At 67.1% G+C, this 25,424-nt stretch carries 24 protein-coding genes and 9 pseudogenes; 13 read left to right on the top strand and 20 right to left on the bottom strand.

Annotated elements, in window-relative coordinates:
• The first annotated feature begins 18 nt into the window (after positions 1–18).
• Positions 19–666 (top strand): pentapeptide repeat-containing protein, encoded by a 648-nt coding sequence (locus OG729_RS00570; protein WP_405803526.1) that lies wholly within the window; start codon positions 19–21, stop codon positions 664–666.
• Between the two features lie 814 nt (positions 667–1,480).
• A complete protein-coding gene (locus tag OG729_RS00565; RefSeq protein ID WP_405803525.1) occupies positions 1,481–1,882 on the top strand; it encodes a hypothetical protein in 402 nt (133 codons plus the stop codon).
• A 41-nt stretch (positions 1,883–1,923) separates the two neighbouring features.
• Here OG729_RS00565 and OG729_RS00560 read toward each other — a convergent pair.
• The 7 genes and pseudogenes from OG729_RS00560 to OG729_RS00530 all read right to left on the bottom strand — a co-directional run.
• Positions 1,924–2,151 (bottom strand): annotated as a pseudogene (locus tag OG729_RS00560) (MoxR family ATPase); the annotation flags it as partial.
• A gap of 73 nt (positions 2,152–2,224) precedes the next feature.
• A pseudogene (locus OG729_RS00555) lies at positions 2,225–2,527 on the bottom strand (transposase); the annotation flags it as partial.
• Positions 2,528–2,565: 38 nt separating this feature from the next.
• A complete protein-coding gene (locus OG729_RS00550) occupies positions 2,566–3,441 on the bottom strand; it encodes an FKBP-type peptidyl-prolyl cis-trans isomerase (protein WP_405803523.1) in 876 nt (291 codons plus the stop codon).
• A gap of 525 nt (positions 3,442–3,966) precedes the next feature.
• Positions 3,967–4,488: a hypothetical protein gene (locus OG729_RS00545; protein WP_405803522.1), complete on the bottom strand. Its 522-nt coding sequence runs from the start codon at positions 4,486–4,488 to the stop codon at positions 3,967–3,969.
• A complete protein-coding gene (locus OG729_RS00540) occupies positions 4,476–5,567 on the bottom strand; it encodes an RHS repeat-associated core domain-containing protein (RefSeq protein WP_405803520.1) in 1,092 nt (363 codons plus the stop codon). Before OG729_RS00540 ends, OG729_RS00545 begins: the two co-directional genes overlap by 13 nt.
• Complete coding sequence (locus OG729_RS00535) at positions 5,564–7,036, bottom strand: hypothetical protein (RefSeq protein WP_405803518.1); 1,473 nt, start codon at positions 7,034–7,036, stop codon at positions 5,564–5,566. Before OG729_RS00535 ends, OG729_RS00540 begins: the two co-directional genes overlap by 4 nt.
• A 44-nt stretch (positions 7,037–7,080) precedes the next feature.
• The gene (locus OG729_RS00530) at positions 7,081–7,275 is read right to left on the bottom strand and encodes a hypothetical protein (RefSeq protein ID WP_405803517.1); all 195 of its coding nucleotides are present in this window, start codon (positions 7,273–7,275) and stop codon (positions 7,081–7,083) included.
• A gap of 545 nt (positions 7,276–7,820) precedes the next feature.
• Here OG729_RS00530 and OG729_RS00525 point away from each other — a divergent pair.
• Positions 7,821–8,180, top strand: a complete 360-nt coding sequence (locus tag OG729_RS00525) for a hypothetical protein (protein WP_405803515.1) — start codon at positions 7,821–7,823, stop codon at positions 8,178–8,180.
• 226 nt (positions 8,181–8,406) lie between these two features.
• Here the strand turns inward: OG729_RS00525 and OG729_RS00520 are convergent, their stop codons facing one another.
• A complete protein-coding gene (locus tag OG729_RS00520) occupies positions 8,407–9,192 on the bottom strand; it encodes a hypothetical protein (RefSeq protein WP_405803513.1) in 786 nt (261 codons plus the stop codon).
• A 122-nt stretch (positions 9,193–9,314) separates the two neighbouring features.
• Between OG729_RS00520 and OG729_RS00515 the strand changes: the two are divergent.
• The 4 genes and pseudogenes from OG729_RS00515 to OG729_RS00500 all read left to right on the top strand — a co-directional run.
• Positions 9,315–9,476 (top strand): annotated as a pseudogene (locus tag OG729_RS00515) (protein-L-isoaspartate(D-aspartate) O-methyltransferase); the annotation flags it as partial.
• Between the two features lie 274 nt (positions 9,477–9,750).
• The gene (locus tag OG729_RS00510; RefSeq protein WP_405803512.1) at positions 9,751–10,353 is read left to right on the top strand and encodes a hypothetical protein; all 603 of its coding nucleotides are present in this window, start codon (positions 9,751–9,753) and stop codon (positions 10,351–10,353) included.
• A gap of 566 nt (positions 10,354–10,919) precedes the next feature.
• Positions 10,920–11,648, top strand: a complete 729-nt coding sequence (locus OG729_RS00505; RefSeq protein WP_405803511.1) for a DUF6193 family natural product biosynthesis protein — start codon at positions 10,920–10,922, stop codon at positions 11,646–11,648.
• A gap of 367 nt (positions 11,649–12,015) precedes the next feature.
• On the top strand, positions 12,016–12,258 hold the full coding sequence (locus tag OG729_RS00500) for a hypothetical protein (protein WP_405803510.1): 243 nt from the start codon (positions 12,016–12,018) through the stop codon (positions 12,256–12,258).
• Positions 12,259–12,584: 326 nt separating this feature from the next.
• On the opposite strand, the pseudogene OG729_RS00495 reads toward OG729_RS00500, so the two are convergent.
• The 4 genes and pseudogenes from OG729_RS00495 to OG729_RS00480 form a co-directional block, all read right to left on the bottom strand.
• Positions 12,585–12,956: pseudogene (locus OG729_RS00495) on the bottom strand (VOC family protein).
• A complete protein-coding gene (locus OG729_RS00490; protein ID WP_405803508.1) occupies positions 12,947–13,543 on the bottom strand; it encodes a GNAT family N-acetyltransferase in 597 nt (198 codons plus the stop codon). The pseudogene OG729_RS00495 and the gene OG729_RS00490 overlap by 10 nt, the downstream one beginning before the upstream one ends.
• Positions 13,544–13,634: 91 nt before the next feature.
• Positions 13,635–14,144: a tyrosine protein phosphatase gene (locus OG729_RS00485; RefSeq protein ID WP_405803507.1), complete on the bottom strand. Its 510-nt coding sequence runs from the start codon at positions 14,142–14,144 to the stop codon at positions 13,635–13,637.
• A gap of 552 nt (positions 14,145–14,696) precedes the next feature.
• A complete protein-coding gene (locus tag OG729_RS00480; RefSeq protein WP_405811450.1) occupies positions 14,697–14,828 on the bottom strand; it encodes a hypothetical protein in 132 nt (43 codons plus the stop codon).
• Positions 14,829–14,957: 129 nt separating this feature from the next.
• On the opposite strand from OG729_RS00480, the gene OG729_RS00475 reads away from it, so the two are divergent.
• Complete coding sequence (locus OG729_RS00475; RefSeq protein WP_405803505.1) at positions 14,958–15,656, top strand: nucleotidyltransferase domain-containing protein; 699 nt, start codon at positions 14,958–14,960, stop codon at positions 15,654–15,656.
• Between the two features lie 43 nt (positions 15,657–15,699).
• Here OG729_RS00475 and OG729_RS00470 read toward each other — a convergent pair.
• From OG729_RS00470 to OG729_RS00455, 4 genes and pseudogenes are all read right to left on the bottom strand, one after another.
• Positions 15,700–15,963, bottom strand: a pseudogene (locus OG729_RS00470) (ATP-binding protein); the annotation flags it as partial.
• A gap of 130 nt (positions 15,964–16,093) precedes the next feature.
• Positions 16,094–16,573 (bottom strand): annotated as a pseudogene (locus OG729_RS00465) (hypothetical protein); the annotation flags it as partial.
• Between the two features lie 1,167 nt (positions 16,574–17,740).
• Positions 17,741–18,612 (bottom strand): annotated as a pseudogene (locus OG729_RS00460) (IS5 family transposase).
• A gap of 243 nt (positions 18,613–18,855) precedes the next feature.
• Positions 18,856–18,984 (bottom strand): hypothetical protein, encoded by a 129-nt coding sequence (locus OG729_RS00455; protein ID WP_405803503.1) that lies wholly within the window; start codon positions 18,982–18,984, stop codon positions 18,856–18,858.
• Between the two features lie 5 nt (positions 18,985–18,989).
• On the opposite strand from OG729_RS00455, the gene OG729_RS00450 reads away from it, so the two are divergent.
• Complete coding sequence (locus OG729_RS00450) at positions 18,990–19,565, top strand: DinB family protein (RefSeq protein WP_405803502.1); 576 nt, start codon at positions 18,990–18,992, stop codon at positions 19,563–19,565.
• A gap of 227 nt (positions 19,566–19,792) precedes the next feature.
• Here the strand turns inward: OG729_RS00450 and OG729_RS00445 are convergent, their stop codons facing one another.
• Positions 19,793–20,878, bottom strand: coding sequence for an IS4 family transposase (locus OG729_RS00445; RefSeq protein ID WP_405803500.1), 1,086 nt, complete (start codon positions 20,876–20,878; stop codon positions 19,793–19,795).
• A 186-nt stretch (positions 20,879–21,064) separates the two neighbouring features.
• Between OG729_RS00445 and OG729_RS00440 the strand changes: the two are divergent.
• Positions 21,065–21,301, top strand: a pseudogene (locus tag OG729_RS00440) (transposase); the annotation flags it as partial.
• Positions 21,302–21,902: 601 nt separating this feature from the next.
• Here the strand turns inward: OG729_RS00440 and OG729_RS00435 are convergent.
• Positions 21,903–22,358, bottom strand: a complete 456-nt coding sequence (locus OG729_RS00435; protein ID WP_405811449.1) for a hypothetical protein — start codon at positions 22,356–22,358, stop codon at positions 21,903–21,905.
• Positions 22,359–22,428: 70 nt separating this feature from the next.
• Here OG729_RS00435 and OG729_RS00430 point away from each other — a divergent pair, with 70 nt between their 5' ends.
• Both OG729_RS00430 and OG729_RS00425 read left to right on the top strand, forming a co-directional pair.
• On the top strand, positions 22,429–22,659 hold the full coding sequence (locus tag OG729_RS00430; protein WP_405803499.1) for a hypothetical protein: 231 nt from the start codon (positions 22,429–22,431) through the stop codon (positions 22,657–22,659).
• A 318-nt stretch (positions 22,660–22,977) separates the two neighbouring features.
• Positions 22,978–23,610: a hypothetical protein gene (locus OG729_RS00425; RefSeq protein ID WP_405803497.1), complete on the top strand. Its 633-nt coding sequence runs from the start codon at positions 22,978–22,980 to the stop codon at positions 23,608–23,610.
• 299 nt (positions 23,611–23,909) lie between these two features.
• On the opposite strand, the gene OG729_RS00420 is transcribed toward OG729_RS00425, so the two are convergent.
• Entirely contained in the window at positions 23,910–24,455 is a 546-nt protein-coding gene (locus OG729_RS00420; RefSeq protein ID WP_360880316.1) for a thioredoxin family protein, read from the bottom strand.
• A 162-nt stretch (positions 24,456–24,617) separates the two neighbouring features.
• On the opposite strand from OG729_RS00420, the pseudogene OG729_RS00415 reads away from it, so the two are divergent.
• Positions 24,618–25,120: pseudogene (locus tag OG729_RS00415) on the top strand (GNAT family N-acetyltransferase).
• Positions 25,121–25,285: 165 nt separating this feature from the next.
• Here OG729_RS00415 and OG729_RS00410 read toward each other — a convergent pair.
• Positions 25,286–25,420 carry a hypothetical protein gene (locus tag OG729_RS00410; RefSeq protein ID WP_405810997.1) on the bottom strand — a complete coding sequence of 45 codons (135 nt, stop codon included), beginning with the start codon at positions 25,418–25,420 and terminating at the stop codon, positions 25,286–25,288.
• Between the last annotated feature and the right edge of the window lie 4 nt (positions 25,421–25,424).

Below are 25,424 nucleotides of genomic sequence, written 5' to 3'. Positions count from 1 at the left end.
GGTTACGTCCAGGCGCGGATGAACGAGCTGCGCGAGCGGGAGGTCCGTCTGACCGTCTTGCGACTCATCGCGGCCCACCTGAAAGACGACTCTCCCGAATCCTGGCAGGGGTACGACCTCGACTTCACCGGAGCTGTCCTGGATGAGGCCGACTTCCGTCGTGCCCGTTTCACCGGCGGCGATATCATCTTCATCAACACGCTCTTCGTCGGCCACGGCGCGGACCAGATCGTCTTCGACGAGGCCGACTTCGCCGAAGGCAGCTGCGTCTACTTCCGCCTCGCCGAATTCCGCAGCGGTTACCTCCGCTTCAACCGCGCCACGTTCAGCGGGGGCTGGGTCACCTTCTACAGCGCCCGTTTCGCTGGCACTCAGGTGGGCTTCCGCGACGCCGCCTTCGCTGCGGGGGAGATCCTTTTTGAGGACGCTGAGTTCTCCGACGGCCGCGTCGACTTCACCGGCGCCACCTTCACGGGCAGCACGGTGAACTTCGGTGAGCACCATCTTCATTCCGTCTACACCACGGTCCCGCCCGCGCGCTTCACCGGCGGCACCGTCGATTTCGCCCAGGCCGCCGACTTCAGCCACCCGCCTCACTTCGGTCTGCAGGTGCCACCACCCGGTCTTCTGCTACCTCCTGGCACCGACATTCGCGACCTGCCCTGAGGGGCGACCAGGCGCGCATCGTTGCCCTGTAGACGCTGTGTGGGGTGCGCTGTGCTGTCGCTGGTCTGGCTGCGCCGTTTTGCGCGGCCGCGTCCTGCTGGTCGACGGGAGGGGCAAATGAGATATCGCTCTGCTCAGTGGCCTGGACATTGCCGGGACGCGCATCGCCTTGGCCGCCACTCATCCAATCCAAGAGGCCCAACGGGCCCCGGCCCTCACCGTCCCGCTGCCCCCGGCAGCGGGCAGCCGCAGCCGGCCAACGGCCGGCCCCGGGTCTGCTGCGCCCGCACCTTGTCTCCTGGGCCCCGGCAGGGGCCCGGGCCGGCCGTCCCGCCGTCCCCGTCAGGGGGCTGCGCCCTGTCGGCCAGCGGCCGGCCCGCTTCAGAGCGGGTGGTGGGCTGTCGGCCCTCGGCTGGTCCTGCGCACTGGGGTCCTGTCGCTGACCGGGCGCGTGTTGGGGCGCAGCGCTTCGTTCTTTACGGCCCGGGGTGGGCGTGGCCGGGTCGGTGCCGTGGGGTGCGGGTGTAGGCGGTCCGGGTGCGCTCCGCGCTCGGGGACCTCGCTCCGCGCTGCCCCCCGTTACCGCCTTCGGTAACTCTCGCACTGAGTTTGCGCAGGGGGTTCGACCGGGGCCTGCTCCACGGGACAATGGGCGGACCGGCCACAGCGAGATCTGCCCAGGGGCGCCGGGACGCGCACTGAAGTCGGCGCCGGAGACACCGGGGGACGCACCATGGCAGGACGGGCACGCAACGCGGCAGGGACGAGGAGCTTCAGCGACCTCTTCCATGAACCGGGTGAAACCGTGAGGTGGATGATCGGCCGTCCGTCGAGGGGACCCGACGATGATCTGGACGACCTTCGGCTGGGGCGGCCGCTTCTCGTCAGCGCCCTGTCCCGCCGAGATCGTCGCATCGTGCGGTTCCAGGCGGGTTGCCTGATCCTGCAGTTGGACGCCCCTCGCCCCATCATCTGGCGTCGCTATCGGGTCTTTAACGGCTACGGCTCCGGCGTGCCCTTGGATCCGCCGTTCGAGGTAGAGGAAGCGGGCAGGGACGCCTGGCCCGGCACTTTCAACCCCGGGGACCCTCGCTTCTGCATGATCGTCGTTTACGCGGCCGGCCGGCGCTGGGACCTCGCCGTGCCGAAAGTCGATCTCCAACTCGTGCGCGCAGCACTCGCTGCGGCGAACCGGCCCGACATCCCGCCCGAGTAGGTTCCGTATCGCCGTAGGGCGCCACCGCGTCAAGCGAGGAGGGCGTGGCAGCGCACCCTGACGTGCGGTACGGGCTCCCGGCGGTCGTCGTCGGTGTGCGTCCGCACGTCGTGGTGGCCCGGCCGGTCGGCTGTCTGCTCCGGCTCGGGGAGGGCGAACTCGCTTTCTTCCATCACGTTCAGCAGGTCGTTCGGCAGGTCGATGTCGCTCTTGTCGAGCTCGTCGATGAGCAGCACAGAGCGCCTGGCGGGTGGGAGTGCGGTGCCGAGGGCTGAGGGGGCGTAGAGCGGGTCTGTCTAATGAACGGCCCTGTCTCACTTTCGGTGGTGACTGAGGGTGGCGCTATCCGAGGAGGATGCGGTGGCGGAGGAGGGTGAACCCTGCTCTGCCGTGCACCTGCCGCGCGATCAGCTTGGTCTTGGTGTTGACACCCCCGGTGGGCCTGTTGCTGTACGGGAGTGTGAACGCAGCGAGCACAGCGTCACGGTCTCGCTCCAGACCGCGGGTGAAGGCGTGCAGATGCGGCAGATCGGCTGTGCGGACCTCGGCGGTCCAGTGCTCGAGCACGTCGCCATTTCCAGGGTCCGGCACCAAGAGCGGGGCGAAGGTTCGGATGCAGGAGGCGAGTTGGGTCATTTCGCGGCACTCCTTCGAGGAGCTCTTCAGCCGGAGGCCACGTTGTGTCACGCGGCTTCTAGGATGTCGAGGACCGAGATCACCGTGGCGCCGGGCTCCAGACCTTTCGGGGGATGCAGACCGTACGCCAGCTTCGCGGGGATGACCGCGAGGATCCGGCTGCCGACCCGCTGGCCGACCAGGGCGCGGTCCCAGCCAGCGATGACGTTGCCCCGGCCGATCACGACCGGCAGCGGGCCGCCGTCCGCCTGGGAGCTGAGGAAGAGGTCCACCTCGTCCTTGCCGCGGGCGGGCTCCCAAGCGGCCGAGGAGTGCTGCAGGACCAGAGTCTGCCCGGCCTTCACCACCGGACCGGCGCCGTCCACCAGGCGCTGGACGACCAGGCCCTTGGGGGCCGCTTGGTCGGGGATGGTCAGTGTTGCGGTGCCGTCGCCCTTGTTCATGTGCACCTCGGGCAGCGCATCGGAGACCGAGTGCTGCTCGCCGGGGACGATGGCGTGGGCGCCGATGACATTCAGGATGTCGACGGCGAACACGACGGTGTCCTTGCCGGTGACATGGAGCTGCGCGCTACCGGTCGTCCCATACGCCTCCGCCGGGGGTGCGACGACCAGAACCCGGCTCCCGGCGCGCTGGCCTTGCACGGCTCGGTCCAGGGCGGGCAGCGTCGCGCCGCGCCCGACGGCGAACACCTGCGGCCGGGCCCCCTTGCCGTACGAGCCGGGCAGCGCCTTGCCAGTGCGCCACACCTTGGCGGTGTAGCGGACGACGGCCACATCGCCGGGGTGTGCCGAAATTCCCCGTCCCAGCGTCTGCAGCGCGACGACGAACTTGCCGCTCGGGGTGGCCTTCGGGACAGAGATCGTGGCAGGGCGCCCGAACTGGCCCGAAACAGTGGGCAATACGGCATCAGTGCGCACCACGGCGGGCCCGGCCGCCTTTGTTTGCACCGGCGCCGAGGGGGCGGCAAGCGGCCGGTGCCAGCCGTCCGGCCGGGACTGGTGGGATGAATCGTTGCTGCTGCACCCCACGAGCACGAGGGCTGGTGTTATCAGCAGCGCTGCGAATCGACGCATTTCTTTCCCGAGGATCGGGTGGGTGCGACCGCCGAGGACTCGGATCGGTCGCCCCACCGTGGACTGTTTTCCGTTCAGCGCTAGGTATTCAGGACTGGAGCAGCCGCGAATTCCTTGATGATTCCGGCGGCTTGCCGAAGCTCTTCGACCGTGTCGAGCGCCAGAACTTCTTGCTCGTCGATGTAGCCGCAACAATGCCTATAGCGCGAAGATTCAGCCTGCGCGCCATATAGTTCCTTTCTGAAATCATGGACGAACGTCGACTCGGGCGCGGTACTTATCGCGTCTGGGCGCGGGGCACCGTTCCCGCCCCCGAATGCGGGGCGCCAGGTAGCTGGCGCCCCGCATTGCTGAGTGGAGGAGTAGACGGGACTAAATGACGAGGACCGTCACCCAGAGCGCCCACATCCCCACCGTGAGGACGAGAACGGCGCCTTCACTGAGCCAGCGGCCGATCCAGACGAGAACATTCTGTCCGGCCATCTCGGCTCTCAGGGACCGTTGGGCCAGCATGTGGCTCAGCTGGCGTGATACGAACAACGCGCTGGGCACTGCAGGGACCAACGAGAGCGCAATCCGCACGTACTGCTCTGCGGTTGTACTGCCCGGGATCAGCAAGAGACTTCCGACCCCGAGCGGGACTGCGATCACGAACCACAGCCATGAGCGAAGGGCCAGTGCGTCAGAAGCCGGACGCCATACGCCGCACGCATCCTGCTGGCGGATCTTTCCGGGCCGCGCCTGGAGTAGGTCCGACACAGCCTTGTCGGCTTCAGCGGCTGCGATCGCCGCTTCCTTTCGATCCCCTTTTGCGAAAACGAGGAACGCCAGAGTGGCCAGGCGGGTCTCGCAGGCTCGCAGGATCCGCTCGCGATTCTTGATCACCGCAGCCATCGTCGCCATCCTTGCTGCCGGTAGGAGCGATGCTCCCCGTACAGCCCGTAGGCCGTGGAAGCTCCGCCGTACCAGCGGTCGATCCCGTCCGCGCGCCGAGTGTAATGGTGGTGGTATCGGCGGTTTGCCTTGGCCGCTCTGCTTCGCATCCGCTTGTTGTACCTTCCGCTGCCGCGAACTCCCTTGGCATACCGGGCCATTTTGCGGCCCTTCCAGAATCTTCCTGCGTAGCGGAAGCCCTTACCGGCACCGAACGTGGCGCTTCCGGCTATGTCCATCCAACCAGTCCTGTCGCCGTGGCGGACCTTATAGATCCCGCGGCCGAGAGAGATCCCCGCAGATATGGCGGAGCAGGCGGCGCAACCGAACATGCCGGCTATCGCAAGTCCGGTGCCTACCCTGTCGATCCACTTACCCCAGCCGAATCGTCCGTCGAGGTCGTAACAGTTGACCGGGTCGGCAGTGCAGTACTCGTAGGCGTTGGCGTTGCCTCCGGCGATTGGGTCGACGGAGAGGAAGCGTCCGAGGGCCTGGTCGTAGAGGCGGACACCCATGAGGATGGCGCCGGTGACGGTCTCGCTGGAGCGTTGTTTGCTGCCGATCCAGCCGTAGCGGGAGGCGGCGATGCCGGCTTCCGGATTGCCGTATTCGTCGTGGGCGAGGGCGACGACAGGCTTGGTGGTGTCCAGGGGGAGCTGGACGGTGACGTCGCCGTGGATGTTGGTCAGTTGCAGGACGGTGTCACCCGTGGCGCTGGTGATGGCGTCCAGGTCGCCGCTGCTGCCCTGGACGTTGCGGCTGATGACGCCTGCGGTGTCCTCCTTGATCCAGTCTGGGCTGTCGCTGCCGGATCCGTAGTGGTTGGTCTTCGCGCCGGTCTGCGTCCAGGTGGCGCCGCCGTCCGCGGTGCTTTCGGTGGTCCAGGCGGCGAGGCGCTGGGCGGCGTCCAGCGTCCAGGTCTGGCGGCTGGTGACCGTGGTCTGCTGCCGGACGAGGTCGTTGGTGTAGTAACCGATGGTCGCGCCGGAGGCCTGGGTGGTGGTACGGCCGAAGGCGTCGTAGACGATGCCCGCGTTCACCAGCCGGTCGGCGCTGTCGTAGGTGCTGGTGGTTGTGGTCGCGCCGGTGGAGGTGCAGGCCGTACCGGCCGCGCTGGTGGATGTGGCCAGTGCGGTGCGGTTGGTGTTGTTGCCGAGGTGTAACCGCGGCGGGTGCAGGTCCCGTCGGGGGTGGTGTCGTCGGCCCGGGTCAGGCGGCCGGAGTTGTCGTAGGTGTAGGTACGGGCGTAGGTCTGGCCGCCGGTGTCGGTGTCGGTGACGGTCTGGCCCTGGATGGAGTGATCGGCGGTGTCGGAGGCGACCACCGTGCCGTCACTGTCCCGGGTGTAGACGCGGGAGGTCTCCTGGCCGGTCTCGTCCTGGGAAGCGGTGAGGGTATATCCGCCGGGCAGCTGCTCGGTGGCCAGGTCACCGTCCGCGTCATAGGTCCCGCTGAAGGTGCCCGCAGCCGAATCGGTCCGCGAGGTCTCCACGCCGCGCGGGTCCTTGATGGTGTCGTAGGTGAACGTGGTCGTCGACGGCGCCGAGTCGGTCACCTTGGTCGGGCGGCCCAGGCTGTCGTACTCGGTGGTCGCGGTATTGCCCGCGCCGTCGCAGTAGGAGATCTCCCGTCCGAGCAGGTCGGTGGTGTGGGTGATGGTCTGCCCGCCCGCAGTGACGGTGGCGATGTCGCCGCTGTCCGGGTCGTAGGTGCTGGTGACATCCGGCACCGCCGTACCGACCCCGCCGGTCACCGACACCGTGGTGGGCCGTCCTGCGTTGTCGAAGGTGGTCGTGGTGGTGCGCGTCACCGAATTCGCGGTCTCGGTGACCTTCGCCGTGCTGCCGAACCGGTCGTACTCGACCGTGTTGGTGGGCAGCTGGGTGGGGTTGGCGCCGCCGCCGGTGATGGCGCCGGCCGGGCCGGTGGAGCAGATCAGGTCGGCCCACTCCGGGCGGCCGTTGCAGGCGCCGGTTCCGGTGGCCGAGTAGTAGGTGTTGAGGGTGGCGCCGGCGTCGGTGCCGGTCGACTTGGGCAGCGTGGTCTTGGCGACCCGGCCCTGGGTGTCGTAGGAGGTGGTCTTGGTGAGGTTCAGGCCTCCCGGGTCGTCGGTGGTAGAGGTGGGCAGGCCCTTGACCCAGTCGTAGCCGGTCTTGGAGCTGCGGGTGTCGGCGTCCGCCGGGTAGCCGTCGACGTGCGCGCCTGCGGTGACGGTGGTGGGCTGGTTGGCCACCGTCACCGTGCCATCGGTGGGCCGTCCCTCGTCGAAGGCGGTCACCGTGTGCTGGCGGGCGGCGACCTCACTGCCTGCGGGCAGGTCGGTGCCGCCGGTGCCGGCCTGCAGGGCGCCGGTGAGGGTGGTCAGATGCAGCGGACCGCTGGACTCCAGCTCGCGCAGCCCGTCGCTGGAGTAGGTGTGGGTGTGGACAGGCCTGTGGGCGGCGAGACTGTCCGGCTTCTTGTGGGGTCTGCCTCGCCCCGGCCGGGGGACGCGGATCGTTTCCAGCACTGGCTCCAGCTGGGTGCAGTAGGCCCGCTGCCCCGACGCGACGATCAGGGAAGGGGCCAGCAGCAGCCGTCCGCGCTCAGGTGGATCTTGGTGGTGAGATCGCCCCGCGAGCGGACCAGGCCCTCACGAACCGCGGCGACGCCGACAGGGCCGTGCTCCTCGCCGGGTCGACCGGCCGCCCCGGCCACGGAGTCGAGAAAGCCTTGTACGCCCTCGACGCCCTCGACGCCCTCGACCACACGCCCACCCTGCTGCTCGGGCTCCCGAACACGACGAGGGTCACAGGCTTGGCCAGGGCCGACGACGGAACGGTGTACCTCCTCACCGACATCCGCGGCAATGAGCAGGCCCCTCGACCCCACCTGCTGCGCGTCACCCTGCCCGCCGGATGCGGTGACCTCAAACTCTCCGCTGGGCCCCCGGCCTGCTGGGCCCGACCTTCTAGCGGTATCCCTCACGTGGCTCCGCCGGACGGCACTTGAGGAGGGCCGCCCTTGATAGGCAACTCGGAGGCGGAGGCGAGAGCCCTTCTGGATACCGCTGTGCGAGTGAGCGCAGGGCCATGACAGACTCCCGCGTCTGACCTGGTGCCCAGGACCAGGTCCGCATAAAGGGGTGGGCAATGAGAGGCCATAGACGCTCGATGACAGTTGGCGCTGTTGCGTCGACGTTGCTGATCGCAGGCTGTGGGGGCCCTGCCGTGACAGCTACGCCGCACACGCGCCAGTCGTCGCCGTCTGCCAGATCGGCGTCTGCCTCACCTACGGCGTCGCCGTCGCCGGTCGTGGAGAAGAGCCGGGATCAGGTGGTGAGCGACTTCCGCTTCGCCTCCGAAGGAATCGGAGAAGAGGGGTTGAGAGTCGTCAACGCCATGCCCGGGAACGAGGAGTGCCAGGTCGACACCATGGCCTTGTCGCCGGGGGTCCCGGACGAGGCCAGCTTGCTGCTTGCTGTCGAGCGGCTTCAGAAGCGGGGGTGGCGGCGGGAGGGCGTGGTGTCAAAGGAAGAGGGGGCCTACCTCAAGGCGGGCACGTGGGCGGCCATGCTGGGCGTCGGAGCCGTGCCGGAGAACGTGCGGGCTCTGGCAGGCTCGAACAAGGGGGCGTTTGTGGCGTCGGCGCTCGGGAAATGTGACCGCTCGTAGAGATGAGCCTCGCCAAGGCGGCGCAACTGCCTATCGGATGACGAAGAACCGAGGGAATTCGTTGACCTGCTGAAACGCGGGTTCTGCTACCTGAAGGTCCCGCGTTGAAGCCTGGAGATTCCCTCTGAACTTGGGGCGGGTTGGCGATGGCGTCGGTGCGGCGATCCGCGCGGCGTCGGACGCGACCGTCACGGCTTACATAACACCGCGTGGCGTAACGCCTCGCCTAACTGTGAGGCCTCTGCCGAGTCATCACTCTTGACGCGGGAGGCAGTGGCCGGGGAGCCAGATGCAGGCTGCTGTCGGCCGCGGTTACGTCGAAGGCCCAGCGCGCGCCCTCGGCAACCAGCCACAAGGTCACCGGGCCCCGTGCCGTGATGTTCAAGAGTGCCGTGTATTTGCGCCGGTGGTTTTGTTTGGCAGATGCATGCCTATTCATGCCCAGTCTCAGCAGGGAAGCCAGCAGGCCCAACAGACCGTCGGATCCATGAATCCTGGCCTTGGCCTCCATGGCCAGTACCGGCGCGCCATCGGTCTCGACCACGGCATCAAACTCCCCCTGCTCGAAGCAGATATCTGCCCCGGCGACGTTGTGGACCGAGATCAATTCTGCCGCGGCTGCCAGCTGGATCAGATACTCCAGATTGAGCGCGAGGCCGGAGCCGTTGCGGCTGAACAGGGCGTACCGGCCGCCGGAGGCCTTGGGCCGGAAGGCCTGTGGCACGACGAACCCGGCGGAATCCACGTGCAGCACCTGGGCGTCCAGCGCTGCCAGAAATCCCGCGGCCTCATCCGCCCCGAGTCCCCGCCGGGACTCTCCGAGGTGCGGCGAGAGGACATCAGCCCGCACTGCGGCGAACCCGATCGCCCACGCCCGCAGCAGCGCTTCGAGCCGCTCCACCGCCCCCGGGCACCGGGCTTCTGCCGTCCTGGCCAGGTCGTCGGACTGCCCGAGCATCTCCTCCCACCAGGTGTCACCCAGGACCTCCCGGACCGCCTCAATATCCCCCATAGTTACCTCCTCCCGCCCGGGCAGCGTCACCAGGCCCGCGTAGCGAGAAGAGTACGGCCGACGGCCGAATCCACGGTGCGATGCACCCGCGGACGACCAACTTCCTTGCCCAAGGGGACGCCGAACCCGCCGCGTGGTACGCGGCCGCGGACGCTGACGTGCCGGTCGCCACCCAGTGGGACGACGGCCGCCACCAGGGCACCGCGCCCGGCACCGTGCCCACCTCATCGGCCTCGATGCCGTCGGTCGTCATGGCCATGCTCGCCGACCTCGACGTACGCGACGTCAGCAGGCCCTCGAATCCAGCCTGGTCCCCATTCGTGAGTGGCTCGACAATCTGGCTCTGCAGTTCACGCCCGAGATCAACTCCGCTTTGACCCGCCTTGCCGAGATCGCCGCGCAGCTTTTTCGTATCGATGTACCTGACCTGTCGCACCTGGCACCAAAGATCGATGGTCCGGACTCGCTGGTGCCGCAGGCCCGCTGACAAGGGCGCTGCAGAAGTTCGCAGCCCTCCTGCCCGGCAACTGGCGCGACGGGAACCTCGATCTCAAGCAGATGACGGACGTCATGAGGGGCGGCATCCCGCTCACGTGGGTTCCCCCGGCCGACGTGATCCGCGCACTCGTCGCCGCGCCGGATGGTCCCGCGAGGGCCATCGTCCTGGAGGCGAACCGCGATGCGATCGTCGGCTCCTGCCGACAGGTCCTCACGGAAGTCGCCAGCCCCGACCTTCAGCACCAGGTGCGCCTTCTCGAAGAGTGTGTGGACATGATGGACAGCGGCAGGCATCAGGGCGCTCAGGCGCTCGCCGCGAGCGTCTGGGACACCGTGTGCCGCGGAGTGTGGCGGGCAGAGCCCCATCTCAACGGCGGCAAGCGCTGGAACTACAAGGAGGTTGACGCGCGGCTCCCCGACATCGATGACGACGACACCGTGATCGAGTTCCGTCAGGCGTACCTCTTCGCCCCGTTCGTGAACGCCTGCGACAGCTTCTGGGACAACGACCCGGTCCCCACGACATTCAACCGTCATGCGAATGTCCACGCGGCAGGGCCGACTCAGTACACAGTGGCCAACGCTCTGACTGCGCTGATGTTGGCTGTGAGCCTGGTGCGGGAGCTGGAGGAGGGGATTCTCTCCGTCCAGATCCACGTCTGATCCTGCCAGCGTGGAGTGGTCCCGAGCAACGTGCCAATGAAGCCCGGGGCCGCAGGCCCGCACGTGTCCTGTCAGAAGCGGGGCGCGCCACTGGTGACCGGACGACGTCAGGCGGACCGCAGGACTGAGTAGTTGTAGCTATGGGACCACTTTATGCCCGGCCTGCCGAGTTCCGGGTGTCGGCGAGGACCTGGTCGAGGCGCTTGCGGGTTTCCCGTACTTGAGGTGCAGGCCGCCCAGGATCAGCGCAGGCGGGAGGGTTCGGTATCGGAACCACCAAGGATGGCGCGGTGGCGCAGTCCCCTCGGCGTTGTTGCACAGGGTGCACAGCAGGCCTTCTCCGAACTACAGGCTCGGCCTCATTGCCTCAGGCAGGACGGCGAGTGACAGCGGCCAATATCCTTTTCAACGTACGGCCAGCGGTACCCCGCTCACGACCCCCACCGTCGTCCAGTTGCGCTCCCCGGATCGCGAGCAACGGGTACATAGAGTGACGTATGCGCCGTCCCCTGCCGCTGTGCCTGATCGCCGTTCTCTCGGGGGCGTTGTAAGGGCAGACTGTGCAGGTGGACTCTGACCTGTACCCTGACCTGGCTGCTGCGGGCAGCCTGACCGCAGCGCTGGAACAACTGGCGGCCGAACTCGGTGTCGACCTCATGGTGGTTCCCCACGAAGGAGGCTCCCCCGTTACGGCGGGCATCGCCTCGTCGGTCCCGGGGCGCAAGCCGCTGTCCGTCTACATCGGGGCAAGCAGCCGCTGGTTCAGCGTCTCGGGCTGGGGCCAGGGCATCGAGCTCGTTACCGGAGCCACGCCGGACCTGGCGGATGTCGTAAGGGCTGGTGTGGCGTGGGGACAGGGCTGCGGCCTGCGAGAGCTGCGGGCCGAACTGCCGTTTCTGCACTCCAGTGAACGCGCCGAGGCGCACGAACGCGGGCCAGCGGCAGTGGTGGAGCTGCAGTGGCGGAAGATGCGGGAGCAGGCAGCCGAGGCCCCGGATTTCCCTGAGTTCGGCACACTCGTGGAAGCGGCTCACGCCAATCCGAGGTTGCGACAGCTCTACGTGTACTCCAGCCACTGGACGCTTGGCTTCAGCTCCTGCACCGGATTCCCCTTCCGGAATGAGGTTGCCATCGTCCCGGCACACAACGGCAGTCCCTATCGCGTGATGAAGCACCTGCACGCCAACACCATCGACGAGACCGCCACGGTCGAGGATGCTGTCGCCTTGGCGGTGTCCCATCTCCCTGCCGGCCTCGGCCCGGCCGTCGCGGGAACCGCCGAACGAGATGAGTGACGCACCCGAAAAGAGTCACTGACGGTCACCGACCTCGTGGCCAGTTGACTCCCCATCAGGTGGCCGCGAGCGGGGCCGCGGGCTCGGCCAACTCTCCCACCTTTGGCGCAACGACCTGACGCTGCCGGCGCGGCCTCTGACGATCACGGATCGAACGCCTTGACTCGCGAACCGCAGCGGGGGCGGGAGCGGGCACCCCACGCCGACTACGTGCCCGACGGCCTCAAGGCAGCGGCCACCTCGACCACCACGCTCACAGCGCTCGAAGCGGGTTTCGAAGACTCCCTGCGCCATCCGTTCACGCTGGTGGCGGGACTTGTGGTCGGTGACTGTGTCCAGGCTGGCGACCGGCGGGGTGAGGAGCGCAGTGTGTGGCTGTACGGGCTGTCCGACCGGTTCCTGGGCGGCGGTCCTGTTCCACGACGGCCAGAAGGTCTCGACGGTCTACCGGGGCGGTCCCCGCAGGCTGTGGGACGAGGTCGAGGCCGCGTACCGCTGGTGGGATGCCGTGGGACGACCGGGCATCCACAGGTTCGGCCTGACGGTCAGCCAGCAAGGCGACCAGGCATGGCTCGACACCCCTGAGCGACCCGTGGGGGATGAAGGCTAGGCAGACGGGCGTGCCGTAACGTCCATCCAGGCCACCGACGAAACTCAGTGATCTGCAGGCAGAAGGGAGTTGACCAACCGCCGCCGAGCTTGGCCCAGCAGCTGTTTGCTGCCGGTCAGGCTCTTGCACTCGGGGCCGGTGGGCCGGGTCAGTCGAGCAGCTTCCGAGTAGCCAGCGGAGCGACGATGCCTCCCACAGCATTCCGAGGCTCACCTGAACCGGGCACTCATCACCCTCATGACCAGGCGGCTCACCCGCAAGCAACCCGCCCCGCGCCGGACGAACAGGCCGCAGGCCACCGGCTAGCAGACCGCGAGCAAGACCAATTAGCCTCGGACCAGGCAGAAGGGATGCGGATGCCCAGCCGGATCGGTGAAGACCCGCCACCTATCTTCACCCGGCTGGTGATCCGGCTTGCCCGCGCCCAACTCCAGCAGCCGGGCCTCGGCCTCGTCCAGGTCCTCGACCGCGAAGTCGAGGTGGAACTGCAAGGGAACAGTTTGGTCAGGCCAGCGCGGAGCCCGGTAGTCGTCGACCCGTTGAAAGCCGATGAAGAGTCCGTCCTCACGGCTGAGACCGGCGAAGTCGGCGTCTGATTTCGGGTGGGGTTCGAGGCCGGTGGCCTACTGATAGAACGCTGAAGCCAGCGGATCAGGACAGTCGAGGGTTATCGCGGTCAACTTCATCTTCAAGGGCATGGCACCTCCGGGCCGACCAGTGGACTTTCGCAATGCACAGGTATCGAATGCAGTTGAGCGAACTCGTCAGCGAGCATTCCCACCATGACGAGATCGCGGTGACGACCGGCGAAGAACACATGATCGCGGAGGCGGCCCTCCTCAACGAAACCGAGCCGACGATGAAGTGCCAGCGACGCCTCGTTGTCCGCGAATATCCGTGCTCCGCACTTGTGATAGCGCCGCTCGGCGAACATGAAGCGCAGCAGGATCACCACGGCTTCTGCCGCGTAGCTTTTGCGCCGATGATCAGCGCCCATCGTGACGCCGTACTCGAACCAGCCCGCGCGTGGATCAGCGTGGTGCGAGCCGATCGCACCGACTATTTCACCTGTGTCGATGGCTTCGATTGCCAACTGGAAGCAGTCGCCATCGGACTTGGCAGCGGCCTGCTCCTTTGCCCAGACACGGAAGCTTTCGGCGGAACGGGGTGGATGCAGCAGGTCTCCCGACCGCTCCTCGTCCACAGAGAAGCGCATGAACGCGGTCCAGTCGTCGGCCTCGATACCGCGCAAGCGCACCCGTTTGCCGGTCCAGAACGATGTCATCCCCTATTCGATCACGCCGAAGTGCGCGATGTACAGGCTTTTCAACAACCTCAGGATGGCCTCTGACCTGGGACTTCAGGTTGCCAAACAGTCACCTAGCGGTAGTTGATCCAGGCGCGGCTTTGTGGAGCTCCACTGTCCACTCGCGTTGTTCGGGGGTGTCGGGGACGGAAAGTCCCCGGGCCTGTTCGAGGTGGTTCCAGGCGGTGTCGGGATCGACGCCGTTGAGGATGAGGAGGGATGCGGCGAGGAGGGATGCGCGTCCTATGCCGAAGCGGCAGTGGGTAACGACGTGTGCGCCCTCACGCAGTCGTTCGGCGAGGCTGTGCAACGTGGGCAGGACCGTGGCGAGTTCGGGGACGGTGCGGTCGGGGATGGGGACCGCGACGAACTGCAGTCCTGCGGCGGTGGCCGCCTGGGCTTCCACGGCGAGACCGAGTTCGTTGAGCTCGGGCTGGGTGAGTGCGCAGACCAGCACGTCGACACCGGCGGAGCTCAGGGCGTTCATCTCATCCTCGAGCCAGTCCATGCCTCGGGGCTTGGCCATGGTGCTCAGCCGTCCCGGGCCTGGCAGGTCGACGGTGAACAAGGGAGGTCGCATATCAGCAGCGCTTTCGTTCGGTGTGGTCGAAGGTTGAGCGGATGGTCAGCGGCAGAGGCCGGCCGGGCTCGGCGCGCAGTTCGCGGAGTGGGACCGAAGGGACTGGCCACGTCGGCGAGACGCTCGAGAAGGGCGTCCAGGGCGCCCTGGCCGTCGTCGACAGCGGCCCGTTCGGATGCCCACGAGCATGCACTGCAAGTCGGCCCTGGCTTCGATGAGTTGAGCTTCTGTCGAGGCCTTGGGCGGATAGAAGTCGCAGCGAGAGCAGGCCATCCGGTGCTGGCACCGCTCGAAGAAGGTGTAGGAGCAGAGTCCGTGTCCGAGATCGTAATACTGCCAGGGCTCGCCCCTTGCGGCGGCCCCGGAGGTGGTTCTGTCCAGCCGGAGTGGCCGCAATGTCTTGCCTGCGACGCTGCCCGGGACGCCCCTCGCTGGAGTCCGCCCCGCTGGGGGCGCCAGCGGGGCGGAAGAGATGCAGTGAGCTCGGTCGTGGGCCGGCGATGCGTGACAGGGGACCGGCTCGCTGCGTCTGCGCTTTGCGAGCTGGGGGTTTCAGCAGCCGTTGAGGACCGAGGACAGGGCGCTCTTCTCGGCGGAGTCGACGGAGAGGCCGTAGTAGTACTTGACTTGGACCCAGGCGCGGGCGTGGGTGCAGCTGGCTGCATGGGTTAGAAGCGAGAGCACTTGTCGGTGGATTTCGGCATCACTCGGTGTTCGTAGAGCGCATGAAAGTTGATGAGAAGTAGGAGCACCCACTGTGGTGCGGTGCACCCGCCCTCTTACGGGACCGACGTCGGCACATACGCTGCGATCATGGATGACCCCGTGCTCACCGCCCGCGAACTGGTTCGGGACCGATTTCCCGCCGCCCGGGCGGCCTTCCTCGCCGGCAGCGTGCTGACCGACCGCCGGACGCCCACATCTGATCTGGACATCGTGGTCCTCTTGGATGGGCCGCCCGCCCTCAGCCGGGAGAACCTGGTGTACCGCGGCTGGCCGGTGGAGCTGTTCGTGCAAACGGAGGCCGTCTGGCACAGGTTCGCCGACCAGGAGACCGCGAAGCGGAGTTCGCCGCTGCTCGCCATGTGTGCTGACGGCATGCTCCTGGTAGACACGGATGGGCTGGGCGCTTCGCTCCAGGACGAGGCACGAAAGCGTTGGGCCGCGGGCCCGCCGACGCTCTCGGACCATGAGCGTGACTACCAGCGGTACGTCCTGACCGATTTGCTCGATGACCTGGGTGGCTGCGCGGACCCTGCAGAGCGGGTGTACTTGGTCTCGCACATGCTGCAGCGTGCCTCGGAGCTGGTCCTGCTGGTCGGCGGGCACTGGCTCGGCGGAGGCAAGTGGTTGTCGCGGCGGCTGGCTGCGGCCGACCCCGGGGTGCACCGTGCGTTGTCCGAAGCTGCCGCGCAGGCGATCGCCGGGGATGCGAAGGTCTTCGCCGCTGTCGTGGCAGAGGTGCTAGACCTGGCTGGCGGCCCGCTGTGGGACGGGTATGCCATCCGATGAGTCGGTGGGGCGCGATCACACCACCCAGGAGTATGGCGGGCGATCAGCCGGCTGAGGCCTGTTGTTCGGCTCGGGCGCGGGTGGTGGCGAGGCGGTAGGAGTCGGTGCCCGTCTCGATGATGTTGCCTCCGAAGGTGAGGCGGTCGACGATGGCCGCGCAGAGGCGGGGGTCGGTGAAGGTCTTGGTCCAGCCGGAGAACGATTCGTTCGAGGCGATGGCCACGCTGTTCTTTTCCTCCCGCTCGGTCAGAACCTGGAAGAGGAGTTCGGCGACGCGGCGGTCGAGTTCCATGTAGCCGAGTTCGTCGTGCAGAGCACAACCATCGTCCCGAAGCAAGCATCCAGGTGCTTTCAAAACTCGACGACATCACTCTCCCGTGGAAGAGGGTGCTCTCGCCGCTGAGCTACAGGCGCTCTCGTAACTCGCTAACAAAGCCAGTGCAGCGGTAGGTGGTGCGGGAGGGCCACCAGGTGGCGGGGTCCTGGTCGTCCTTGGACTGGTTGACGTTGTCGGTGACGGCGAGGAGTCGGGGGCGGGTGAGGTCGTTGGCGAGCGTCTGCCGTTTGGAGGTGGTCCAGTTGTCGGCGCCGGAGTCCCTGGCCTCGGCGAGGGGGATGAGTTGGTCGATGTCGACGTCGGAGGCGGCGTGCCAGGTGGCGCCGTCGTAGGGGGAGTACCAGCTGCCGCTGGTGGCGGCGCAGGCGGAGTCGGTGACGACGTTGGAGCCGTCGCGCTTGAGGACGGTCTCGCGGGTGTTGCAGGTGCCGCTGATGGTGATCCAGTGGGGGAACAGGTCGCGGCTGTAGCCGGTGCGGGAGTGCTCGGCTGACACGGCGAGGGAGGCCAGGTAGGAACGGGCGGTGGAAGTGCTGACCGGTGTGGGCAGAGCGGCGCCGTGACGGGCGTGTGTGTGCATGAGTATTGACTCCCGAGCTGGGGTTGACGGGCGGGGGCGCCGCTCATCGTGGCCCGGAGGAGTTGATGCGGGTAGACCTCGCAGGGTGAAGTTCCCATGACAACCCGTCAACAACCTGACCAGGATGGCAACCGCACTCGGGCGATGGGACGTTGCGCTCCCGCTCATGACAACTGATACGCCCATCCGGTGCTCGACCCATGGGAGTTATCCCAGGTGGCGTGGACCCGGCGCCGCTGAGATCACCCAAGGCAAGCGACGGCCGGATGGTCGGCTACACCGAACTCAACGACACCGCCGACGCCGATCTCGGACAGCGGCCTCCGCCGCCGCCGCGTCTGATGAGGCGAGGTAATAAGCTCCTCGCGGCGCAGGGAGCAGACCTCGAAGACCCAGCCTTCAGTGACCACGTCGTGCATCGGTGGCGCCGACGCGATGGACAAGCACTTGTACCCGCCGCATGGATCCCGCCCGAGGCTGACTGACGAGGCTGATGCAGCAGGCTGCGCGAAGTTGCTGCCACCCTCCACGCCGGGAGGTGCGCCTGCGGTCGTCCAGAGCGAGCAAGTACGGGCCTGGACTTGCTCCGCTGGCGGCGGCACGCAGACTGAGCCTTACCCATCATCAGGGAATCGGTGGAGGCGCGGCAGGACTGGCCCGACGGGCGTACGGCGTACCAGGTCCTGATCGACCGGAGGGGACGACAGCGATGACTCACCGCACGTACTGGTGGCGTCATGAGGGTCTTCGGGTCGCGCATCGGAGTGCGGCGGAGCCGACAGGCGGAGGCGGGGCAGGGCCGGGATCTCCCGCGGCCACCGCGGCGGTCGAAGCTGGCCTGACCCAGGGATGTTCGGTTGCCCGGGCCCCTGCGTTGCGGAAGCAGAGCGACGTCCAGGTGTTACGGATCACCGGAGCGAGGCAGGGACTGGACGACGACGTCCGCGCCCGGCAGCCCGCTAGGTCATCTCGATGTCTCGTCCGGACCCGCCGGCGCTGGTGCGCCATCTCTATGACCAAGAGCAGGGCGGGCAGCCGTGTTTCCGATACGACTCCAGGAAGTCGGTGCACTGCTCTTGCGGGGACGATCTTTCCACAGCGGGTGAGGCGGGAAGCGGCCCCTGCTACGGACGATGCAGAGCTAAGAGGTCGTTTCATCCTGCTGTTTCATCCCTGGATGCCGCTTTGATGTGCTGATGTCGGGTCTCGCCAGGAGATGGTGTTCTCTCCGGTGAGACGGCGAGCCATCAGGTCGGTCATCGCGAGGTGGATCATGGCTTCGGAACGGTGTGGGTGGGTTTCGTAGTCGCGGGCCAGGCGGCGGTGGAGCATCAGCCAGCCGTAGGTCCGCTCCACCGCCCGCCGTTTCGGGATCGGGGTGAATCCCCTGCTCCCAGGGGTGCGTTGGACGATTTCGAGGTCGATGCTGAGGGTCGCGGCGTGCTCGACGAAGTGCTGGCGGTAGCCGCCGTCGACCCAGACCTTGCGCAGGCCGGGGTGGTCGGCGGCAGCCTGTTCCAGGAGGGTGCGGCCGGCCGTGGAGTCTTGGACGCCGGCTGCGGTGACCAGGACTGCCAGCAGCAGGCCGAGGGTGTCGGTAATGATGCTGCGCTTGCGGCCTACGATCTTTTTGCCCGCGTCGATGCCCTGACTCCTCGCGGGGACACTGGTCGAAGTCTTGACGCTCTGCGCGTCGATCACGCAGGCGGACGGGGTGGCTTCGCGGCCTTCCTGTAGGCGCACCAACTCCCTCAGCAGACCGTTGAGCTGGACGAACACCCCGTCTTTCTGCCACCTGGCGAAGTAGCCGTAGACACTCTGATACGGCGGGAAGTCGTGCGGGAGATAGGCCCATTGGCAGCCGGTGCGGTCCACATACAGGATCGCGTTCATGATCTCGCGCAGGTCATGCCTTGGCGGCCGGCCGAAGGTCCAGGGCCCCGGCCGCGGCGTTCGAAGCGCCAGGCGGACAGCACCGGCTCGATCAGCTCCCAGCGGGCATCGGACAGATCACTTGGATACGCGCCACGTTCCGTCATGACTCGGGCATACCGCCACCCGGGGGCGTGCGCCCAGGCGTGCATCCCGCCTCGTCGAAGCACGGGACAGACCCGGTCGTCCTGGAACGAGACAGGCGCAAGCAGACCTCCACCCCATTCGTCACACCACCAGACTCACCAAGCAGAGCCGCCCCTGCAGACCCACCAGCAACACCCCAAGAGACAGAACAAAACAGCCCAGAACACAGCACTCAAGATGAAAACGACCTCTAAGAGGTTGTCTCACGTGGCAAGTTTCGCGAGCTTCTTGTAGCAGGTCAGGGCGGCGGCCATGGCCAGGACTCGGCTCTGCCAGTCGTTGCGGACCAGGTACGGGATCTTGAGACCACGAGCAGCCCATGGCAGGCTCATGCCGCATGATCGATGAATTCGCGAAAGACAACCTGCACGGGAGACTGCGGCGGGACCGCAAGGCGCTGCTCTGGAAACTCGACGGCTTGTCCGAATACGACGCCCGCAGACCTTTGACAGCGACCGGGACCAACCTCCTCGGCCTGGTCAAACACGTGGCCACCGTCGAGGCCAGGTACTTCGGCGAGGTCTTCGACCGCCCTTCCCCGGAACCGCTGCCCCGGTGGCAGGACTCCAACGGCAGCGATCTGTGGGCGACCGAGGACGAGACCCGCGATCAGATCATCGGGTTCTACCGGCGCACGTGGGAACACTCGGACGCGACGATCAACGAGCTTCCCCTCGACGCCCCCGGCCACGTGCCGTGGTGGGCGGAGGACACGAACCTGTTCGCCATCATGGTCCATGTCCTCGGCGAGTCCATCCGGCATGCCGGGCACGCCGATATCCTGCGCGAGGGCCTCGACGGCCGGACCGGGTTGCGCGCCGAACTCGAGAAGCAGATCGACGAGGAAGCCCGTGCAGCCTACTGCGCGAAGATCGAGCAGGCCGCGTGGTCGGCCGCACCAATCAAGGCTTAGAGGCAATGCTGTTGTGTTACCGCGCTGAGGATCTGGGTGGGTGGACGACGACGACGGCGTCGGCTGGCGCTTTGGTGGGCTGGGGCCAGGTGTGGTGTTCGGCCCGCTTGAGCCGGTAGTTGGACATCTTGCGTTTGACGACGCGGGGCTGGCTGCGGAGCCGTCGGGGTGGCAGCAGCCGGTCCAGAAGATCGTCCCGGAGTTGCCTGAGTGCGTTGACCAGGAGCTCAGGGGGAAAAGACGCCTGGTGTGGTGGTCACGCTGCGCCGGGCGGCGCGCAGGGTGTCGGTGAAGGACAGCCGGTCGGGATCGAGGCCGCGGGCGGCTGCGGTTCTGCACATCAGCTCGCGCAGGGCGTGATGGACCAGCAGATGCGCCCAGATCTGTTGGCGCACTCCTTCGGGAGTCTTGCTGGTCAGCACCACTCCGGGGCCGCGTTGATGGGTTTTGATCTCGCCGAGTACGGATTCGATCTCCCAGCGTTCGCGGTAGAGCGCGGCCAGCTCTCGGGCCGGGTACTCGTCCGCGTTCAGCAGGTCGGTGACCAGGCGATAGCCGTCCCGCTCGGCGCCGGGGACGCCGTTAAGGCGGTAGCTGATGACCCGCACCGGGACCGGGTCCCGTTTCTTGCCGTCGCTGTGCGCCTGGATCCGTGACAGCCAGGAACCGTCCGCCAGCCGTTGCTGGACCGGCAGCACACGGTTGGCCGGCACCCGCCACAACAGGTGCGCGCCACTGGCGGTGAACGCCCGCCACAGGGGGACGCCCAGGAACTCGCGGTCGGCCAGGACCAGTTGGTCCGGCCCGCAGGAGCGGGGCAGGCGGGACACCAGCGTCACCTCGCCGGTGCGGCAGCCCGCCAGCTCCGCGTCCAGCACCGCATGGGTGCCGACCTCGACCAGCGCGACCACTCTCACCTGCGGGAACGCCGCCTTGTGTGGTCCGCGGGCGTTGCCGGGACGGCCGAACTCCTTCTCATTCGTGGCGGTGTCGGCCACGTCCCAGCAGGTGCCGTCCACCCCCACCAGCCTCAGACCGCGCCAGAAGGCACCCGGTATCGCCGCCTCCGCCATTGGCCGGGCCGTGGCCGCGAACAACACCCGCAAAGGTTCCGACCCCAGCCGTTCCCGGGCTCTGAACAGCGAGGACTTCGCGGGGATGTGCCAGTTACCCCACAGCCCCGCTCCGCGCAGCCCCTCTACCAGGTGCCGCAGAACCTCCAGATAGGGAGCCGGCGAGAACAACGCCAGCCCCAGCACGAAATACACCAGCCGTGCCGGGAGCAGCCGTCTGCGCTGCTCGACCCGGCCCACGCGGCCACCACCCGGTCCACCAACCCCGGCGGATACACCCAGGTCAACAGCCCCAGACCCGATAACTCCGACAGACGCTCGGCCACCGACACCACCCCCGGACACCGCCACAGCAGCGTACGCTCGGATCTAACGCAACGGCATTGGGCTTAGAGGTTGTCTCACGTGACTTGATGTTCGTGCGGCATGATGCCGGTCGTGGGTGCTGATTTATCGAAGTGTCTGGTTCCTGATGAACTCTGGGAGCTGGCCGCCCCGTTGCTGCCGTCGTTCGCTGCTCGTCTGCAAGGTGGTGGGACCGCTCCGTGTGACGAGCGGGCCGTGTTCACGGCAGTGGTGTACGCGCTGACCAGCGGCTGTGCCTGGCGGCATCTGCCGCCGGCGTTCGGCACGTCGCCCGCCACCGCGCATCGCCGCTTCACGGTATGGACCGAGGAACCAGACCCGCCGATCTTCACTCCCCGCCTGACGGTGATCGCGGACAACCGCGAGGGCGGTAAGGCCTGGTTCGGAGCCGCCCGGCGCAGCGCCGGGAACCGCGCAACCACCAACCGGCTCACCCTGCACGTCAGCGACCTGGCTCCTGGTGAGGGAGTGCTCATGACGACCTATCACTCGGACGGGCAGGAGATGGCCACCGGCACCCCGTTCATGGAGGTCCGGACGACCGCTGACAATCGCATCGATCTGCTGGACGAGCTGTGGTCGGTTCTGCCGCCCGAACTCCGTATCGCTGCGGCGGCCTTCGCACCCGGAGGGCTCACGAGTGCCGACATCCGGCAAGCATCAGACGCTCGCGCCTGGCATTGTCCGCCGCCGAGTCCAAGCACTCGGCGCCAGAACCTCGAGGACATCCGCTTCAGGACACAGGCATGGGCCCACGCCAAGCGGGGACCTGGGGAATTTCGTGAGCGTTCACAGTTGGTGGGTTCCGGGTGTTCGGGGGGCCTCAGCCGTGCGCTTGAGACCATGAGTGAGGCCGCACCAGGTGGACTGCCTTGGCCGCAGGTTGGGCCAGGGCAGGTCAGGTCGTGCATCCGTCGTACAGCCACTTTCCGCTCTCGCGAGTCCAGTGCTCGTTGGTGGTGTCAAGGTTGGGGAGGCCTACCGTGTAGGAGACGCGCGCTTCACCGCTGGATATCTGGTCGATGGCGAATGTCTTCACAGAGAGATGCCCGAAGTCGGCTGCGTAGCCTTCCACGATGTTGCTGAACAGGCTCTTGTCGGCCTTTGCCCCGCAGCGCTGCGACAGCAGCCCACGCGCAGTCGCGACATCGGGCTGGTAGAGGGCGGTGACGTAGGAGCGGACGGCCTTCTCCAGCGCGAGGGCGTTGTTTGCCTTGTCCTGATTCTCCAGCGGCTGGCTGGCGCTCGGGCTGGCCGTAGCGTCGGCCTTCTCGGTTGCGCCTCCTGTTGTACAAGCGGCGAGCGCCAGAATCGCAGTGACAACGAGGGTGGTACTTGTGGTGCGGGTGTGCATTTGCCCCCCTGGGCCTGTTCAGTACGTGATCGGGCAGCATGCCACGCGCCCGGTGCTATGCCCGCACCGGGTGCGGCGCCACGAGCTGCGCTCTTGCCCCGATCCTCGCCGCCAGGCATGGCTGGCTGCTGAGGGCCTCGTCGCCAGCCTGATCCAGCGCTTCGGTTACCCGGAGACGCTGCAGATGACCACGGACGGAGTTGTCCGCAGCCAGTACTGGGATTCACGTGGGTACGGCTCCCGCGTACAGGAGTTGGCCACCCAGGCCAAGACCGACACGACGCAGGACACCGTCGGCTGAACTCCGCAGGGCCCCGAGTGTCCCGTCTCAAACGATCTGGCCCCGGCCCAGACCTGTGACCTGCGGCGACCGGATGAGTTGAGACGCGGGGATGTCGGCAATCTCGGTTGATGGTCCTGGGCGAGTGGATGCTGGATGTGGTCTCAGTTGACCTGGTCCGGCTCCGCCGTTTCGAACTGATACCACACCTGGGTCGTTAGCCACGACTGGTAGTCCCTGAAGAGACCGGCGAGGCGGTCAGGCTGTTCTCGGGCGAAGAAACTGCCGTCAGACCTGCGGGTTAAGGTGAGCGGCCGCCGCACTCAAGGAGCCTGGACCATGACCATTCATCCTGATGTAGAGGCTTTGCTTCGGATAGTTCCTGCGGAGCACCGGGGTGAAGAGCGTATTGACTGGACGGCAGCGGAAGCCGCGCTGGGTACGAAACTGCCGAGCGACTACATATCGCTTCTGGACACCTACGGTGTGGGCGATATCGAGCAGCTGGTCATCCTCCCGCCACTGTCAGTCGACGTCCCTAATCTGCACAATTGCCACATCGGAAGCATGAGTACGGGACTTCGCCAGCTGTGGGAGGAGGAGGGCGGTGTGCCAGGCGTCTCGGTCGGCGCAGAGGCCGTCCTTCCGTGGGGAAGCGGCTGCAACGCCAACGAGATGGCCTGGCTCATGACGGATGCGGACCCGGACAGATGGCCCGTCGTGGCATGGCGTCGCCAGATAGCCTACGGGGGCTCCCGATGGGCGATCTTCGACTGCGGCATGGTCAAGTTCCTCACACGCATGATGCTCGCGGAGTTCGACGACTGTCCGCTTGGCGACGCGTCACTATGGGGACGTCCTGCACCGTTCGTAAGCTGGCGCGAACAGCGCCGGCGACTCGTCGCCGGACTGGACCCCCTGACCGGGGAACCAGACCCCTATGCCGAGATGTACCCGATCTTCGAAGAATGAGCTCCTTCCACGTGACACTCCGTCAACAAGACGGGCCCTGTGGCTTCGCTGGCCCAGCGCCCTCCTGGTCGAAGCACTCGCCCGCACCGGCCGCGTCGGCATCGCCAGGTTCGCTGTCCACACTCGCTAGCGCCTGGCCGTGCTGCGCCGACGCCGGGGCAATCCTGGTGGTCTATGCCCGGCGGTGGCCGCAGGAGCTTCGTGAGCCCGGCGATACTTCCAGAGCCTCAGCCACCTTGCGCGCCATCGCTGCCGTGTGGGGCGGCAGGCAGTCCCTCGCGAATCCGATCAGCAGGTGATCACTCTCGCCATTTGATGGAGCAGCCCATGCTCGGCCGGTGGGGCTCAGGGACCGGCTCACCGGCCAGGACGCGAGTGATCGCGGTGTCCAGCAGTTCACCGGTGACCGGCTTGCCGCTCCCCGGTGTGGACTCGTCCATTGCCCCGCGGTAGGCCAGGTGGCGCTGGGCGTCGTACAGGTAGAAATCCGGTGTGCAGGCGGCCTGGTAGGACCGGGCGACGGTCTGGTCGGCATCCACCAGGTACGGGAAGGTCCAGCCCGCCCGCCCGGCCTGTTCAGCCAGGCGTTCGGGCCGGTCGTCCGGGTAGGCGTCGGTGTCGTTGGCGCACACGCCCACCACAGCCAGGCTCGGGTACCGGGCGAGCAGCCTGCCGATCCCGGCCTCGACATGGCGAACGTAAGGACAGTGGTTGCACAAAAATGCGACCAATAGCCCAGGGGCGGTGGCAAAGTCGTCACGGCGGACAGTCCGGCCGGCCAGATCGGGAAGCGCGAAGTCCGGCGCGGGCGTACCCAGCGGCACCATCTGCGACGAGACAGCCATACTGCAATGCTACAAGCGTCGCACCGCGTATCCGAGTCGGCTCACCGTGGACCGTGGTGACTCACCAGGGCCGGCTCGACGCCGGCCGTCGCCACCGCGGCCGGGTCGGCGGCCAAGTGCTCGGGCTGTGGTTCGTGATGATCCGTGGGGCAGAGTAGGGGCATGTCTAGGTACGAGGCGATGTCGTTCCACCTTGAGACCGAGCGGCTGATACTGCGGCCGTGGGCCGAGTCGGACGCCGATGAGCTCCGCGCCCTGCAGTCCGAACGCGGCAACGGGCGCCCACGGTTGAGCACACCGGGACGCTCATCGCGAAGCAGCTCACCGCAACGGCGACGACGGGGATCGCCCTGCTGCCCATCCAGCGCCGTGACGAGGGCGACTTCATCGGCTATTGCGGGTTGATCATCGGCCGCTCCGCCGTTGAGGAGCCTGAGATCGCGTATGAGTTGTTCCAGCGCGTGCATGGGCGTGGCTACGCCACGGAGGCGGCCAGCGCGGTGCTCGATGCCGCTGGAGCGACCGGGCGGAAACGGCTCTGGTCGACCGTCGGCGCATGGAACACACCGTCGTTCCGTGTCCTTGAGAAGCTCGGGTTCGAGCGGGATCACGTTTCCACGGACGACAGCGGTGAAGTGGTATGGCTCACACGCTCGTTGCCATGACGCGGGGTCGCGCCCCGCAGATGACGACCAGGGGCGGATACTGGGGGTGACACTCCCGAAAGACGGAGGCTGCGGCGTGAGTGCTGTATGTCTCTGTGCGGTCGGGATTCGCGCGGCTCTGCGCTTCTTACAGGTCAGACGCGGTGGCACTGGATCAATCGGGTATCACGCATGAAAGGTGGCTCGGAAGTCCGCGGGGAAGGTGCCGACGTACCGGTGGAAGGCGGCACGGAAGGCCGCGGGGCTGCCCAGGCCGGTGCGGCGGGCGACCTGTTCGACAGGGGTCGTGGTCGTCTCCAGGAGT

This window comes from Streptomyces sp. NBC_00210 (assembly GCF_045160975.1).
In the GTDB taxonomy this organism is placed as follows: Bacteria; Actinomycetota; Actinomycetes; order Streptomycetales; family Streptomycetaceae; genus Streptomyces.
Note: the sequence above shows the minus strand (reverse complement) of the source record. Positions and strands in the feature narration are given on the sequence as shown.